Annotated in this window: 17 protein-coding genes and 2 tRNA genes; 15 read left to right on the top strand and 4 right to left on the bottom strand. The window is 31.0% G+C overall.

Annotated features, from left to right (window positions below; all coding sequences use genetic code 11):
* Positions 1-50: 50 nt before the first annotated feature.
* Together JHL18_RS18565 and JHL18_RS18560 are read left to right on the top strand one after the other, a co-directional pair.
* Positions 51-126, top strand: a tRNA-Phe gene (locus JHL18_RS18565).
* Between the two features lie 18 nt (positions 127-144).
* Positions 145-219 (top strand) — tRNA-Cys (locus JHL18_RS18560).
* A 415-nt stretch (positions 220-634) separates the two neighbouring features.
* On the opposite strand, the gene JHL18_RS18555 is transcribed toward JHL18_RS18560, so the two are convergent.
* Together JHL18_RS18555 and JHL18_RS18550 are read right to left on the bottom strand one after the other, a co-directional pair.
* On the bottom strand, positions 635-1,561 hold the full coding sequence (locus tag JHL18_RS18555; protein WP_338025481.1) for a S66 peptidase family protein: 927 nt from the start codon (positions 1,559-1,561) through the stop codon (positions 635-637).
* Between the two features lie 115 nt (positions 1,562-1,676).
* Positions 1,677-2,621: a magnesium transporter CorA family protein gene (locus JHL18_RS18550; protein ID WP_200271959.1), complete on the bottom strand. Its 945-nt coding sequence runs from the start codon at positions 2,619-2,621 to the stop codon at positions 1,677-1,679.
* A gap of 276 nt (positions 2,622-2,897) precedes the next feature.
* Here JHL18_RS18550 and JHL18_RS18545 point away from each other — a divergent pair, with 276 nt between their 5' ends.
* A complete protein-coding gene (locus JHL18_RS18545) occupies positions 2,898-3,410 on the top strand; it encodes a hypothetical protein (protein WP_200271957.1) in 513 nt (170 codons plus the stop codon).
* A 116-nt stretch (positions 3,411-3,526) separates the two neighbouring features.
* Here the strand turns inward: JHL18_RS18545 and JHL18_RS18540 are convergent, their stop codons facing one another.
* Positions 3,527-4,693 (bottom strand): zinc-binding metallopeptidase family protein, encoded by a 1,167-nt coding sequence (locus JHL18_RS18540; protein WP_200271955.1) that lies wholly within the window; start codon positions 4,691-4,693, stop codon positions 3,527-3,529.
* 140 nt (positions 4,694-4,833) lie between these two features.
* Between JHL18_RS18540 and JHL18_RS18535 the strand changes: the two genes are divergently transcribed.
* The 8 genes from JHL18_RS18535 (at position 4,834) to JHL18_RS18500 (ending at position 9,961) form a co-directional block, all read left to right on the top strand.
* Positions 4,834-5,067: a sigma factor G inhibitor Gin gene (locus JHL18_RS18535; protein WP_338025480.1), complete on the top strand. Its 234-nt coding sequence runs from the start codon at positions 4,834-4,836 to the stop codon at positions 5,065-5,067.
* Between the two features lie 14 nt (positions 5,068-5,081).
* Positions 5,082-6,506 carry an aminotransferase class I/II-fold pyridoxal phosphate-dependent enzyme gene (locus JHL18_RS18530; protein ID WP_200271953.1) on the top strand — a complete coding sequence of 475 codons (1,425 nt, stop codon included), beginning with the start codon at positions 5,082-5,084 and terminating at the stop codon, positions 6,504-6,506.
* Between the two features lie 55 nt (positions 6,507-6,561).
* Positions 6,562-7,206, top strand: a complete 645-nt coding sequence (gene tmk, locus JHL18_RS18525; RefSeq protein WP_200271951.1) for a dTMP kinase — start codon at positions 6,562-6,564, stop codon at positions 7,204-7,206.
* Positions 7,207-7,296: 90 nt separating this feature from the next.
* Entirely contained in the window at positions 7,297-7,626 is a 330-nt protein-coding gene (locus tag JHL18_RS18520; protein WP_183279257.1) for a cyclic-di-AMP receptor, read from the top strand.
* A 14-nt stretch (positions 7,627-7,640) separates the two neighbouring features.
* Positions 7,641-8,570: a DNA polymerase III subunit delta' gene (locus JHL18_RS18515; protein WP_200271949.1), complete on the top strand. Its 930-nt coding sequence runs from the start codon at positions 7,641-7,643 to the stop codon at positions 8,568-8,570.
* 1 nt (position 8,571) lies between these two features.
* A complete protein-coding gene (locus tag JHL18_RS18510) occupies positions 8,572-9,477 on the top strand; it encodes a PSP1 domain-containing protein (RefSeq protein ID WP_200271948.1) in 906 nt (301 codons plus the stop codon).
* Positions 9,478-9,488: 11 nt separating this feature from the next.
* Positions 9,489-9,692, top strand: coding sequence for a heavy-metal-associated domain-containing protein (locus JHL18_RS18505; protein ID WP_200271947.1), 204 nt, complete (start codon positions 9,489-9,491; stop codon positions 9,690-9,692).
* A gap of 98 nt (positions 9,693-9,790) precedes the next feature.
* Positions 9,791-9,961, top strand: a complete 171-nt coding sequence (locus JHL18_RS18500; RefSeq protein WP_200271946.1) for a DUF362 domain-containing protein — start codon at positions 9,791-9,793, stop codon at positions 9,959-9,961.
* 49 nt (positions 9,962-10,010) lie between these two features.
* Here the strand turns inward: JHL18_RS18500 and JHL18_RS18495 are convergent, their stop codons facing one another.
* Positions 10,011-10,649 (bottom strand): MBL fold metallo-hydrolase, encoded by a 639-nt coding sequence (locus JHL18_RS18495; RefSeq protein ID WP_200271945.1) that lies wholly within the window; start codon positions 10,647-10,649, stop codon positions 10,011-10,013.
* 195 nt (positions 10,650-10,844) lie between these two features.
* Between JHL18_RS18495 and JHL18_RS18490 the strand changes: the two genes are divergently transcribed.
* Genes JHL18_RS18490 through JHL18_RS18475 form a run of 4 tightly spaced genes read left to right on the top strand, consistent with a single transcriptional unit; the run spans position 10,845 to position 15,356 of the window.
* The gene (locus JHL18_RS18490) at positions 10,845-11,300 is read left to right on the top strand and encodes a CtsR family transcriptional regulator (RefSeq protein WP_200271944.1); all 456 of its coding nucleotides are present in this window, start codon (positions 10,845-10,847) and stop codon (positions 11,298-11,300) included.
* Positions 11,301-11,320: 20 nt separating this feature from the next.
* On the top strand, positions 11,321-11,839 hold the full coding sequence (locus JHL18_RS18485; protein ID WP_200271942.1) for a UvrB/UvrC motif-containing protein: 519 nt from the start codon (positions 11,321-11,323) through the stop codon (positions 11,837-11,839).
* 11 nt (positions 11,840-11,850) lie between these two features.
* Complete coding sequence (locus JHL18_RS18480) at positions 11,851-12,888, top strand: protein arginine kinase (RefSeq protein WP_200271940.1); 1,038 nt, start codon at positions 11,851-11,853, stop codon at positions 12,886-12,888.
* An 11-nt stretch (positions 12,889-12,899) separates the two neighbouring features.
* Positions 12,900-15,356, top strand: a complete 2,457-nt coding sequence (locus JHL18_RS18475) for an ATP-dependent Clp protease ATP-binding subunit (RefSeq protein WP_200271939.1) — start codon at positions 12,900-12,902, stop codon at positions 15,354-15,356.
* Positions 15,357-15,456: the final 100 nt, after the last annotated feature.

Raw genomic sequence — 15,456 nt, 5'->3', positions numbered from 1 at the left:
GTACTGCATGGGCGACTGTGTGGGAGAGTAAGTGGTCGCTAGGTAAATGTGGCTAGATAGCTCAGTCGGTAGAGCAGAGGACTGAAAATCCTCGTGTCCCTGGTTCGATTCCTGGTCTGGCCACCATTTATTTTAAATTAATTCGGCGCTATAGCCAAGCGGTAAGGTCAAGGTCTGCAAAACCTTTATGCCCCGGTTCAAATCCGGGTGGCGCCTCCAAAAATGAAGTCTGTAAACTTTTTGTTTACAGACTTTTGTTTTTATTCTTTAGTATAGCCAGTGATATATGTAGATAATTATGAGAATAAACTTAAGAAATAATATAAGTTAAAGAATAAAAAAAGAAAAATATGTCGCCTACCAGATTTTTCTCATATGTATTAGGAAAGTCAGATTTGCAAAAAAAATCACTGAAGAAAGTCGCTTCAGCGAATTTTTTATAACATATATAAATGTATAGTTGTAAAAAATGTTCAGTAGAACAAAAAAATAGGTATAACTGTGGATAAGTATATAAAAAACCACTATTTTGCGATAAAATTCAGAAAAGTCAAAAGTTAGTCACAGAAAAATCAAAATAATACACAGTTTTTGTGGATAACTATTGTTGATTATTTTAATTTCTGTGGATTACTTATAACACAAATTCTTTAACTGGAGTTATTAAGCCTAATTCAAAATCTATTTTAACAGCACCACCTACTGGAAGAGTTATATTTGGATATTCATGACCGAAAGGCAAGTTAGTAACAGTAGGTTTTCCTAATGGCAATATTTTTTGAGAGATAAGCTCGGCAAGTGTAAAATTATTTTCTTTCATATCATTTTCATTTGGTGTAAAAGTGCCTAATATAAATCCTTTGCAGCATTTTAATTTATTAGCTAAATCAAGTTGAGTTAGCATTCTATCAATTGAATAAATCTTTTCATTCACATCTTCTAGAAATAATATTTTATCCTTTGTATCAATTTCGAAAGGAGTTCCTAAACTGCTACAAATAATAGATAGGTTTCCGCCTACAAGCTTTCCACTTATATTTTTAGTATTATGAACCTGCACTGAGTCAAAAGAATTTAAATCTACTTTGTAATTACAGGATTTATCCATAATAGCATTAAAAAAACTGTTACGAGTGATATAATCTGAGAAATCTGATTTTACCATTGGGCCATGAAAGGTTACAAGACCTAATTTTTTATATAAATAATTTAGAATCAAGGTTATATCACTATAGCCACAAAATATTTTAGGATGTTTTTTTATAATGTCCAAATCTATATATTGTAGCATTCTAGCACTTCCATATCCGCCTCTGAAACAAACAATAGCATCTACTTCATCATCAATAAACATACTCATTAGATCATAAGCTCTTTCTTTATCTTCGCCTGCAAGGTATCCATACTTATCGAATACGTGATCACCGACTTTTACGTTGAATCCCAAGTTCTTGAAATCAGAAATCTTTCTATTTATTATTTCTGGATCATCACAACCAGCAGGGGATACAATTCCAATAGTCTTTCCAAACTTAATTCCATGAGCTAGTATAATAAACACCTCCCAAATAAAAATATAAGAGGACCATATAGTCCTCTTGTGTAGTAATCTCAATTATTATAGTATTCATCAATATGCATAATTGATATTGAAATAGTATTTAATGCAAATAAAACTATGAAAACATATCTTTTTTATAAAGCAATCCTGCAACAAGAAGAGCTATACCCATGGTAACTCCCATGACTATGTGAAATGCATAGGGACTGTCTTGTAAGGGCAACCTAATATTCATTCCATATATTCCACCCATTATGGTTGGAATAGCTAGTAATATAGTTAATGAAGCAAGTCCTTTCATTACTATATTTAAGTTATTTGATATTACTGAAGCAAAGAAGTCCATAGTACTTGCTAGTATGTTACTGTATATTTCAGTCATTTCAATAGCTTGCTTATTTTCAATGATTACGTCTTCTAATACATCTTTATCTTCTTCATACTTTTGCATTATTTCAAGTTTAAGCATCTTTTCTAAAGTTATTTCATTAGATTTAAGTGAAGTGGAAAAGTATACAAGAGATTTCTCTAGAGAATGAAGTTGTATTAATTCTCTATTTTTCATGGATTTATGGAGTCTTTTTTCTATCATAAGGCTTTTCTTATCTATTTGTCTTAGATATATAAGATAATATGTAGAAACTCTATTTAAGATTTGTAGAATAAATCTCGATTTTTTAAATGAGAAAAAAGATTTAATTTTTCCATAAGTAAAATCACTTAATATTTTTGAATTTTTTAAACAAACAGTAATAAGTTCATTTTCAGTATGTATTATCCCAAGTGGATAGGTATCGTAGGTTAAAGAGTTATCCTCCATTTCGGTAAAAGGTATATCAACAATTACAAGCATATTTGTATCTTCTATATCAATACGAGATGCTTCTTCATCATCTAAAGGTGCCCTTAAAAATTCTATTGGCACGGAGGTCTTTTTAGAAATAAGAAGAAGCTCTTCATCTGAAGGGGCAACCAAGTTAATCCAGCAGCCAGGTTCAATATTATCTAAGTTCTTTAATGTTGGGTCAACATCACTTACTGATTTATATATCTGAATCATACAAAATACCTCCATTAATATTTCATAAAAATTATAACATTTAAAAGTAATATACTAAATATAAATTATTATATATATACTATAAGTATAGCATACATTAGTAAATTGGAGTAACAGTGATTATATAAGAGGATACAATGAGCTAAATACAAAAAAAATACGATTTAAGCTTTTTTTAAGCAATTATTTGGCGATAGAAGCAATGGATAAATAATAGAAATGGATGTATAATCACTATGTTATAGTATTAACTTGTACAATGGGGGAAACAAGTATATGGGCACGATGCATAAGGAAGTAATAGAAAGAAAAAAAGCTTCCACAATTGTTATTAGTATAATAGTGTTATGTTTGATGATTGTTTTATCAAATTATAATCAATCAGTAGTAATTTATAATCAGCAAGTTAGCATATTTATTAATATATTTATAATAGTATTAACAATAGCCTTTGGAGTCTTTCAAGTAGTAAGATGTAGAACTTACTTCAAGTATTCTATAGTTGCTGACAAGCTTATTATTCATAAAATTAAGCCTACAGCGCAGATAACCTTAGAGAATATTAAGATAAACGACATAGTTTATTTAGGGAAAATAATATCCTCCCCTAAGAAATATCCTATAAGTAGTACAAGGCTATATGTATGTAATATTTTTGGACTTAAAACTTACTGTTGTATATATAAAGATGCTCACAAATATAAAAAGTTTTATTTTCAACCAAGTGGAGATTTGATAAATAAATTAGGATGTCATGGTATACGACAAAAAGAAATATTGGTAGTTTAAAAATAGGGTCACTAAGCATTATAAGCTTAGTGACCCTATTAAGTTTTTCGATAAGCTTTATAAAGAAAATATCGTGTTTAGTAATCATTAAGTTTTATTTACATATTACATAGAAATTATTTTAAGTCTTTTTTAAATGAATAAAATTCACTTTTAATTTCTCCTAAAAGTTCTTCGCTCTCGATTATATCATATCCTGTTGATGCCAAAGCTAAAGCAGTTTTAATTGCTATTTCAATAGCGTGATCAGTTAAAGTAGAGTCTCTAAATTCTTTGGTTCCATATTGTATATTCTCATTTTCAATTATAGAAATATATGATTGAATACAAGGAGTCTTTTGGCTTACCACTCCTAGGCTCAAACCAGACCTAATATTGCGTGGAGGCTTAATATCAATTATACCTTGTTCTTTTAAGTTATGACTGAATAATCTATTTAAAGTTAAGTTGGTAAGAAGTTCCTCACTTGGTGGTTCGTAAAGTGAAGTAGAGTTCTGAACTCTCATAAGTTTTGATATATAATAACATACTTCTTTAATCTTTTGTTCTACTAGCATGGCAAGATCCATATCTTTAGATCTTATATAAAATTTTATTTCTGTTTCATTAGGCATAAGAGATGGAGTAGTTCCACCTTTAGATAATACTGAATCAATTTTAACATTATCTAGAAAACCTTTCATTAGCACATTTACTGTATTAAGAGTAAGTAGCGCTGCATCTAGACAAGAATAAGTATATTCATTTAGGAATCTCAATCCACTTACACAACTAAAGTTTATTTGTAATGGGATTATTGCTGCCGATGTTCCACTTTCACAAGTAACTATATCTGGATGTGCCTCCAATACCACGTCAATATCATCAAAAAAGCCTTGATGAACCATAGTTGATTTAGTGCCACCTAGGTATTCGCCTGGACATCCTAATATTACTACTGTTCCAGAACCTTTTTCAATTATATGTCCTAGGGCTATAGCTGCACCCACAGACATTGTTGAAAGAAGATTGTGGCCAGTAATGTGACCATCCTCTTTAATAGCATCGTATTCACAGACGTAACATATCTTAGGATAACCTGATCCTTTTGTAGCGCAAAAAGAAGTATTTAAGCCTAAGAAACTATTTGTTACATTGAAGCCTCTCTCAGAGAGAAAGGTACTAATATATCTTGAGCATTCATATTCCGAATAGCTTTCTTCAGGATTATTGTATAAAAATTTGCATAGGTCACTTAAGTTTTCCTTCTCAGAAGATAAATAAGATTCCATATCTTTTTTCATTAATTTTACCTCCGAAATAAACAGTATAATATAGTGTATCCTTATTGTAAGAAAATATTTATTGTGGACAAATTAAGATTGCAACCATTATTGAATAAAATATATTAGATGAGTTAAGAATTAAGATAATATGTAAATGTATGGAGGCAATAGTAGATATGAATAATATATATAAAAATAAATGTATAGTATGTGGAAAAACTCATGAAAATGGTATAATAATAAACGGTAAAAAGATTTGTCGTAATTGTGAGATGAATCTAATTGGTTGCAAATCCAATACAGATTTTTACAAGTATTATTTGAGCTGTATTAAGAAAAACGTGACCCCCCATATTTTGAAAAATAATTATGAAACAAGTGAGTATTTATAATATAGGAGGTTCTTATGAAGAGAGTTCCTTTAGTAGAAGCTTTAAAGGAATATGTAGAGAAACAAAATGTACCTTTTTCTATGCCTGGGCATAAGAGTGGCAGAGGATTTAAATGTGATGCTTTGGATATAAATTTAGCAGAGTTTATATTATCCGCTGATATAACAGAAGTAGATGGATTAGACAACCTTCATAAACCGGAGGGAGTATTAAAAGAGGCCTTAGACATGCTTAGCAATCTCTATGGTAGTAAAAAGTCATACTTTTTAGTTAATGGGAGTACTTCAGGAAACTTAATAATGAGCTATACATGTTTTGATGAAGGTGACAAGGTGTTAGTTGAAAGAAATTGCCACAGATCCATAATGAATAGCCTTATTATGAGGAGATTAGTACCTATATACATGGAGAATACTATAAACCCAATACTTAAGGCTCCTGAATCTATAAATAGAGAATACTTTATTAAACTACTTTCCGATAATAATGATATAAAAGGAATTTTTCTTACTTATCCTAATTATTATGGTATTGGATGCGACATTGAGTTCATAATCGACCAGTGTAAGAAGAGGGATATAAAAGTTCTAATTGATTGTGCTCATGGTGCACATTTTGGAATTCATGAAAGATTGCCTAAAAATCCAGTTGAATTTGGGGCGGATATGGTAGTAATGAGTGCTCATAAAACTTTGCCAAGCTTTACTCAAACTTCTTATTTACACATAAATAATAAAATGCTAATAGAAAAGGCTGATTTTTATTTTGGAGTATTTCAAAGTACGAGTCCATCATACATGTTTATGGCTTCTTTGGATTATAGTAGAGCCTTTCTTGAATATGAAGGTAAAAGAGCGTATGATAATCTATTTGATAAAATGGACAAGATAAAAAGCAAGATAAACAATCTTTCATATATCAAAGTTTTTGATAAGAGTTATATACATGAACCAGGTGTTATATTTGATGATAGCAGACTAGTATTATTTCTAAGTAAAGGATTAAGTGGCCATAAGCTTTTAAATGTATTAAGAGATAATAGAATCCAAGCTGAGATGAGTGGAGAGAATAATGTGGTATTATTAACTTCTCCTTTTAATAATGAAGACGATTTTGTTAGTCTTTTAGAGGTGCTTAAAATGTTAGATATTGAAGCAATAAGAGATAGAGATAAGTCTGTATATGAAGCTAAATTGCCAATACAAGAATTGATACCTGCAGATGCTTTTGCCCTTGAGAAAGAATTAATACCATTAGAATCTTCTCTAGGAAGGACAGTTGGAGAAAATATAATTCCATATCCGCCTGGAGTTCCTATGCTCATAATGGGAGAAAAGATAGAATATGAACATATTGAGGTCATAAAAAAATCACTCAATGATGGAATAACTATGTTAGGAATAAATAGTGGTAGTATTAAGGTTATAAAAGAAAATTAATTATCTACAATAAATAAAAGAATTTAACTGAATATAACAAGAAAGAGTGAGACATATGAAAAAAGGGTTATTTATAGTATTTGAAGGGCCAGAAGGTGCTGGCAAAACTACGGTGATAAAGGAACTTGAAGGTTTATTTAGAGATTCCAAAATAGAATACATATTTACAAGAGAACCAGGTGGGATATCAATATCAGAACAAATAAGAAGCATAATTCTTAATAAAGATAATGTAGAGATGGATGGAAGAACAGAAGCTTTGCTTTATGCGGCATCAAGAAGACAACATTTAGTAGAGAAAGTAATTCCTGCACTAGAAAAGGGTAAGATAGTTCTATGTGATAGATTTATATTTTCTTCCTTGGCATATCAAGGCTATGCTAGAGGACTTGGAATGGATAATGTTATGGAAATAAATAACTTTGCCATTGAAGGGCACATGCCAGATTTGACTATATTGTTTGATATAGATCCTAGAGAAGGTCTAAATAGAATACATAAAAATGATGAGAGAGAAGTAAATAGATTAGATCTAGAGAGTATCGAGTTCCATGAAAAGGTAGTAGAGGCGTATCATATACTTGCCAAAAGATACGAACATAATACTGTAATTGTAGATGCTTCTAAATCTTTAGAGGAAGTGAAAGAAGCTGTAGCTAAAGAGATTATTACTTTTATCGAAAGAAAAGGATATATTTAACTAATTGTATTCAAAATTAATTAGATGTGATAAAATAAAGAATAATAAAGGCTTACAATATATTCAATAAAGTTTGCGGGAGGTGTTATTATGAAGTTAGTTATTGCAATAGTTCAGGATGATGATGCATTAGACTTAATTGACGGGATAACAGATGAAGGGTTTAGAGTAACTAAGCTTGCAACAACAGGCGGTTTCTTAAAATCGGGAAATACTACATTAATGATAGGTGTTGAAAAAGAAAGAGTTGATGTAGTTATTAACCTAATAGAAGATATCTGCAAGACAAGAAAACAGGTAGTATCTTCCCCATCTCCTATGGCTGGAACAACAGGAGTTTATATACCATACCCCGTAGAAGTTGAGGTTGGAGGAGCGACAGTATTTGTAGTTGACGTTGATAAGTTTGTCAAAATATAAAAGGAGGAGAGTGCATGAATTTTATAGGACATAGTGAAATATTAACAAGATTTGATAATAGTGTAGAAAGAAATGCACTCTCTCATGCTCATCTAATAATCGGTGAAGACGGAATCGGAAAGAGTATTTTAGCTAAAAGATTTGCAGCTAAAATAATGAAAAAAGATGATTTTAAAGAATATATTGATATAGTTAATTATAAAACTACTAAAAATTCCTTTGGAGTAGATGAAGTAAGAGAAATTATAACTGAAACGAATAAAAGGCCATATGAAGGAGATAAAAAAGTAATTATTATATATGAGGGGAATAAGCTAACTGTTCAAGCACAGAATGCTTTACTTAAAACAATTGAAGAACCCCCTTCTGGAGTATATATAATAATTTTATGTGAAAGTGCTGAATTAATTCTAGATACAATAAAGTCTAGATGCCAAGTACATAAGTTATTTCCATTAAAGGAATCGGAAATAAAGCTTTTTATAGAAGAAAAGTATTCTAATATAGATGAAGATAAGAAAAGAACCTTAATTTCTTTCAGTGAAGGAATACCTGGAAAAGTTGAAAAGTTTATTGAAGATAGTAGTTTTGAAGATTTAAGAAATATAGTATTGGATTTATTAAAGGACATAAATAGTCATAATGAAGACATAATACTAAAGTATGAGACTATTATAGCTAAGCATGATAATAAAGAAGAGGATATATTTTCGATTATAATATCCTTTGTAAGGGATATAATTATATATAAAGAGCTAGAAGATAGTACGTATATTATAAATAGAGATAAGCTAGATAAGATAAAAGACTTATCAAACATGATGGCTTATAAAAAGTTAAGGGGAATAATTAGAGTTATAGATGAAACTAGGATAAATCTAAGGAGTAATACTAATGCTCAGATGACCTTTAATGTTATGATGATAAGCCTACTGGAGGTTTAATATGATCAAAGTCGTAGGAGTTCGTTTTAAAAAAGCAGGAAAGATTTATTATTTTAATCCAAATGAGATTGAAATAAAGAAAGATGACAACGTTATAGTTGAAACAGCAAGAGGAATAGAGTTTGGAGAGTGTGTTATTGGACCTAAAGAAATAGATGAAAGTGAAATCGTTGCACCTTTGAAAAGTGTTCTAAGAGTGGCTGATGTTGATGATATAGCTAGACATGAAGATAATAAGAGCAGAGAAAAGCATGCTTTTGAAGTATGTTTTGATAAGATAACAGAACATAAATTAAATATGAAACTTATAGATGTAGAATATACATTTGATAATAATAAAGTTATATTTTATTTCACTGCAGATGGAAGAGTAGATTTTAGAGAACTAGTAAAAGACCTTGCAACAATATTTAAAACAAGAATAGAACTTAGACAAATTGGAGTAAGAGATGAAGCTAAAATGATAGGGGGACTAGGGCCTTGCGGTAGATCATTGTGTTGCTCTACATTTTTAGGGGATTTTGCTTCAGTTTCAATAAAAATGGCTAAAGAACAAAATCTTTCACTTAATCCTACAAAAATATCAGGAATATGCGGAAGACTTATGTGCTGTCTTAACTATGAACAAAACACATATGAAGATATACGTAAGAGATTGCCTAAGATTGGTTCAGTTGTTGAAACTGAGCTTGGAAGAGGTGAAGTTATTTCTAACTCAGTAGTTAAAGAGAAGGTTAAGGTTAAACTCTTTAGAGGTGAAGAAGATTTTGTAGAAGAATTTAAGATTGAAACTGTTAAGCTTATATCAGGAGGGTATGAAGGTACCGTGGATGATCATGATATAAAGTTAGAATTAGATGATGATATAGATAAAAAGATGATAAAGGACTTGTTTAGTGGTAATTAAGGAGGTAAACTATGAAATCTTCAATAAAAATTCCGAGCATGAAAACATCAGATGACATTATTAAGATTAAAAAGGCTATTTCAAGTAATGAAGGAGTAATTGCTTGTGAGATAAGCAAGGAAAAGGGAGAAGTTAATGTTGTTTATGACAATTATTTTGTTGAACTTGACGATATAATAACTTCCATTGAAGATTTGGGGTATATTGTTTTGTAAAATTGTAGAACTAAAAACAAAAGTCTTTTAAAATTAAAAAAAACATGTTAAAATGAATGTGGTGTTTGTACACCACATTTTTTTAGGAGGTGTTTGTTATGGCATATAAAATTACAGATGCTTGCGTAAGCTGTGGAGCATGCGCTGCTGAATGCCCAGTTAATGCTATAAGTCAAGGAGATACACAATTCGATATAGAAGAAAGTTCATGCATCGATTGTGGAAACTGTGCTAATGTTTGCCCAGTAGGAGCACCAGTTCAAGACTAGTTTTAAATTGGACAGGCCACCGTAAGGTGGTCTTTTTTTTATAACAATATTATCTTATTGAACTAAAAAGTATAACGTTATTAGATGAACTTTCATTTTTATTAGGTATAAACTCATAAGAATCAACCTTTTTTACATTTTTAATAGAAGTCAAAAACTTTTCTGGACCTTCAAGTTCAAAAGTAAGCTGAGGAGTTTTGTAGTGCATAGGAATAATATATGTTGGGTTAATAGAAGTTGCAACTTTAGCTGCTTCTGAGCCATCAATAGTAAAATTTCCTCCTATAGGTATCATAAGTACGTCTACCTTTCCTATCTGTGATAATGTTTCAAAATCAAGTGTGTGACCTAGATCCCCAAGATGACATATTCTAAAACCATCCATATCGATAATATAAATAATATTAGATCCTCTTTTTAATCCATTTTCTTTATCGTGATAACTTTGTATGCCTTTCATGGTGCAAAAGTCGCTTTCATGATATCCTATCGTATCTATTAATTTAGTTTCGGAATTAGCTATAGATATATAGCAATGATCAAAATGTTTATGACTCATGACTATTAAGTCCACTTTATCTTCATAGGTTGAATACCCTATGTCACTGGGAAACGGATCTAATAATAACCTTTTTCCAATAGAATTTTTCAATAAAAACGAAGCATGTCCTAGCCAAATTATTTCCATATATCCACATCCTTAAATTTGTTCTTTATACTTCTATTATAACCATAAGAGTTTGTTATACTCAATTAGATCGAGATAACTTTGATTTTCTGTGAGTACCTTTGTTAATTAATAACATTTATTACTTGATTCAATATTGAAAAAATATTATTATATAGTTAAGGTCAAAGAAAGTCAAAGTAAGGTGGTGATATGGTGGCGAGATTGTCCGACATAATAGAAGAATTCATAAAGAACTTACTTGAGCAGAGCTGTGATCAAGAGCTTCAAATACAAAGAAATGAGCTAGCTGACAAGTTCTCTTGTGCACCATCACAAATAAATTATGTATTAACAACTAGATTTACTTGTGATAAGGGTTATTTAATTGAAAGCAAAAGAGGCGGTGGAGGTTGCATACTTATAAGGAAAATTACTTATGATACAAAAGATAAGATTTATGAAATAATAAGCTCTAGCATAGGAGATAGTTTAACCTATCAAAACGGAGTAGCAATAATAGAAAGCTTATATGATTTAGATATAATAAATAAACGTGAATTGGCTTTAATTAAAATTACAATTAATGATAGAACTCTTCAAAATACAGAAAATAAAAATAAAGTTAGAGCAGATATATTAAGATCATTAGTTATGGTTCTATTATCTTAAAGTAAAGGGAGGTAAGAGATATGTTATGTGACAAATGTGGTTCAAAAGAAGCTAGTGTTCATATCGTGAAGGTTGTAAATGGAGATAAGAAAGAAGTAAATCTATGTGATAAGTGTGCTAATGAATCCATGGAGATACCTTTAAATCCTTTTGAAGATTTAGGTGAGTTCTCTTTCCAAAACCTTTTGAGTGGACTTGTGGATTATGTAAACAAAACATCCAGGGATGCTCAGAAAGCAGAAGTAACTTGTGAGAATTGTGGAATGGCATATACTGAATTCCAAAAAACAGGACTTTTAGGATGTAGTGAATGTTATAAAAACTTTCAGAATACAATTAATCCTGTAATAAAAAGAGTTCAAGGTGATGTGGAACATGTAGGCAAAGTTCCTACAAAAGCAGGTAAATGTTTAGTAGAGAAGAAAAAGTTATTGAAGTTGAAGGAAGAACTTCAGCACGCAATTTTGGGTGAAGAGTATGAAAAAGCTGCAGTCCTTAGAGATGAAATAAAGTCACTTCAAGAAACCATTGAAGAATAGGAGGATACTTTATGAATAACTGGATTAGTGGACTTGATAATGCTAACGATGAAATAGTTATAAGTTCAAGAGTAAGACTTGCAAGAAATTTAAAAAAGATACCTTTTACTAATAAGCTTGATGAAAATGCAGGACGAGAAAATGTTGACAGAATTGAGAGTGCATTCTATCTAAATGAGAATACAAGAGACAGATTTACAACAGTTAGGCTTTGGGAGATAGGTGGAAATGTATCAACTAGTTATTTTGAGAAGCATCTTATTAGTCCTAACCTATTGAAATTATATAAAAAAACAGCCTTTTTAGTTGATAAAGATGAAACAATGAGCATAATGATAAATGAAGAAGATCATATAAGACTTCAGTGTATAACAAAAGGATTTGATATTAAAGAAGCCTATAATGAAGCTACTAAACTTGATGATATGCTTGAAAACTATCTTGATTATGCTTTTGATGAGAGACTTGGATACTTAACAGCGTGTCCTACAAATATAGGCACTGGAATGAGAGCTTCAGTAATGATTCATCTTCCAGCACTTACTATGAATAAAGAAATAGACGGTCTAATAAAAGGCTTAGCTCAAGTAGGAATGACAATAAGAGGGCTTTATGGAGAAGGATCTAATGCAGATAGTAATATATATCAAATTTCTAATCAAGTAACTTTAGGAATTTCTGAAGAAGAAATACTTACAAATCTTCAGGCTGTCGTTTCTCAAATAACGGCTCAAGAAATAAAATCAAGAGAATATCTAAGAGCTAATTATGAATATGAAATTTTGGATAAAATATATAGGTCAATTGGAATACTAAAGAATGCAATAATTTTAAGTTCAAAAGAATGCCTAGAACTTTTGTCTTATGTAAGATTAGGCGTAGAAATGTCAATAATAGATGATATAGATAAAAAACTTTTGAACAGTTTACTGGTACTAATTCAGCCAGCTTCTCTTCAACTTAAGGTTGGCAGAAAGCTTACAGAGAAAGAAAGAGATATAGAACGAGGAAAATTGGTTAGAGAGACATTTAGAAAAATTAATAATTAGGAGGTGACACCATGTTATTTGGTAGATTTACAGAAAGAGCTCAGAAGGTGTTAATGAATGCTCGAGAGCAATCTAAAAATTATAAACATGGTTATATAGGTACAGAGCATATACTTGTAGGTATATTAGCTGATGAAGGTAAAAGTAAAGAATTATTAAACTCTTACGGTGTTACTGTAGAAACTGTAGGTAAACTGATTCAACAATATGTTGGTGAAGGTGAAGTAGAATATTTCTCTGGCGAAATTCCACTAACCCCAAGAACAAAAAGACTTTTGGATAATAGTCTTGTAGAGGCTAGAAATCTAGGACATAACTATATAAGTCCAGAGCATATATTGTTAGCCCTATTAGCTGACAATGAAGGTGTAGCATATACTATACTAAATAATCTTAATGTGAACTTTGAAAAACTTAGATCAGATATAATAAACAGCTTTAATGGAAAGCCAGCATCACAAGGTGGTCAGCCAGATAGCCCACAGAGAAGAAGAACTGATAAAACGCCAAGTTTAGATCAATTTGGTAGAGATTTAACTGAAATGGCTGTTGAAGGAAAGTTAGATCCTGTAGTAGGAAGAGATGAAGAAACACAAAGAGTTTTAGAAATTCTTTGTAGAAGAATAAAAAATAACCCTTGTTTAATAGGAGATCCTGGAGTAGGTAAGACTGCTATAGCAGAAGGATTGGCTCAAAAGATAGTTGAAGGAAATATACCTGAGATACTTAAAGATAAAAGGGTAGTTGCCTTGGATATAACATCAATGATAGCTGGTGCAAAATATAGAGGTGAATTTGAAGATAGATTAAAAAAGGTAATGGAAGAAATCAGAACCTCAGGTAATGTACTTTTATTCATAGATGAAATTCATACAATTGTTGGAGCTGGTGGAGCAGAAGGAGCCATAGATGCATCTAATATATTAAAGCCAGCATTAGCAAGAGGAGAAATTCAATGTATAGGTGCTACAACTATAGATGAATATAGAAAATACATTGAGAAAGATTCTGCTCTTGAGAGAAGATTCCAGCCAGTAAATGTTGGGGAACCTTCTAAAGATGAAACTTTGCAGATATTAAAAGGACTTAGAGATAAGTATGAAGCTCATCATGGTGTTAAGATAACCGATGAAGCTCTAGAGGCTGCAGTTAATCTTTCTGATAGATATATAACAGATAGATATATGCCAGATAAAGCCATAGATTTAATAGATGAAGCAGCGGCTAAGGTTAGAATCGAAAACTTAACTACACCTCCAGATTTAAAAGAAATGGAAGAACAAATAGAGAAAGCTACAAAGGAAAAAGAAGATGCCATAGCGGTACAGAACTTTGAAAAAGCAGCTGAATTAAGAGATAGAGAAAAGAAATTAAGAGAGAAGCTTGACCATATGAAAACAAACTGGACTACTCAAAGTAGTACTAAAACTCATATAGTTGGCGAACAGCAAATAGCAGCAGTTGTTTCAAAATGGACTAAGGTTCCTGTAGAGAAACTTACAGAAACAGAGTCAGAAAAGCTGTTAAAACTAGAAGAAATACTTCATAAGAGAGTTGTAGGTCAAAATGAAGCAGTTAAATCTGTATCTAGAGCAGTTAGAAGAGCTAGAGTGGGCTTGAAAGACCCTAATAGGCCTATAGGATCATTTATCTTCTTAGGACCTACTGGAGTCGGAAAAACAGAGCTTTCAAAAGCATTAGCAGAGGCTATGTTTGGTGATGAAGATAATATAGTTAGAGTAGATATGTCTGAATATATGGAAAAGCACTCAGTATCAAGACTTATTGGATCTCCTCCAGGATATGTAGGATATGAGGAAGGCGGTCAACTTACTGAGGCAGCAAGAAGAAGGCCTTATTCAGTAATCCTACTTGATGAAATAGAAAAGGCACATCCAGATGTATTCAACATATTACTTCAAATACTTGAAGATGGAAGACTTACAGATGGAAAAGGAAAGACTGTTAACTTTAAAAACACAATTATAATAATGACATCTAATGTAGGCGCTCATACAATCAAAAAACAAAAATCTATAGGTTTTGGTTTTGATGAAGATAAGAGTGAAACAGAATATGAAAAGATGAAGGAAAATGTTATGGATGATCTTAGAAAGACATTCAGACCAGAATTCCTAAATAGAATAGATGATACAATTGTATTCCATGGGTTACAAGAGGAAGACTTATTACAAATAGTAAACCTAATGGTAAACTCAGTTACAGAAAGATTAGACGAACAAGATATTCACTTAGATTTTGATGAAGAAAGCAGAAAGATTCTTGTTGAAAAAGGAAAAGATGTAACCTATGGAGCAAGACCTTTAAGAAGAGTGATTACCAAGAGTGTTGAGGACAAATTAAGTGAAGAAATGCTTAGAGGTAATATAAAGAGAGGTCAAAGAGTGAAAGTTACCGTAGAAGAAGGAGAATTAAAGTTTACTCCAGAGCTAGTACCACAGGAATAAATTTACTAGAAAAACCGTAGTTTATAAGTATATGGACTTTAAGCATTAAAGTTTATGTATAAAAGAACTACGGTTCTTTTATTGTAGTTAATATATGCAC

This window comes from Clostridium yunnanense (genome assembly GCF_016595795.1).
Taxonomy (GTDB): Bacteria; Bacillota; Clostridia; order Clostridiales; family Clostridiaceae; genus Clostridium_AR; species Clostridium_AR yunnanense.
This window is presented reverse-complemented; position numbering and strand designations above follow the sequence as displayed.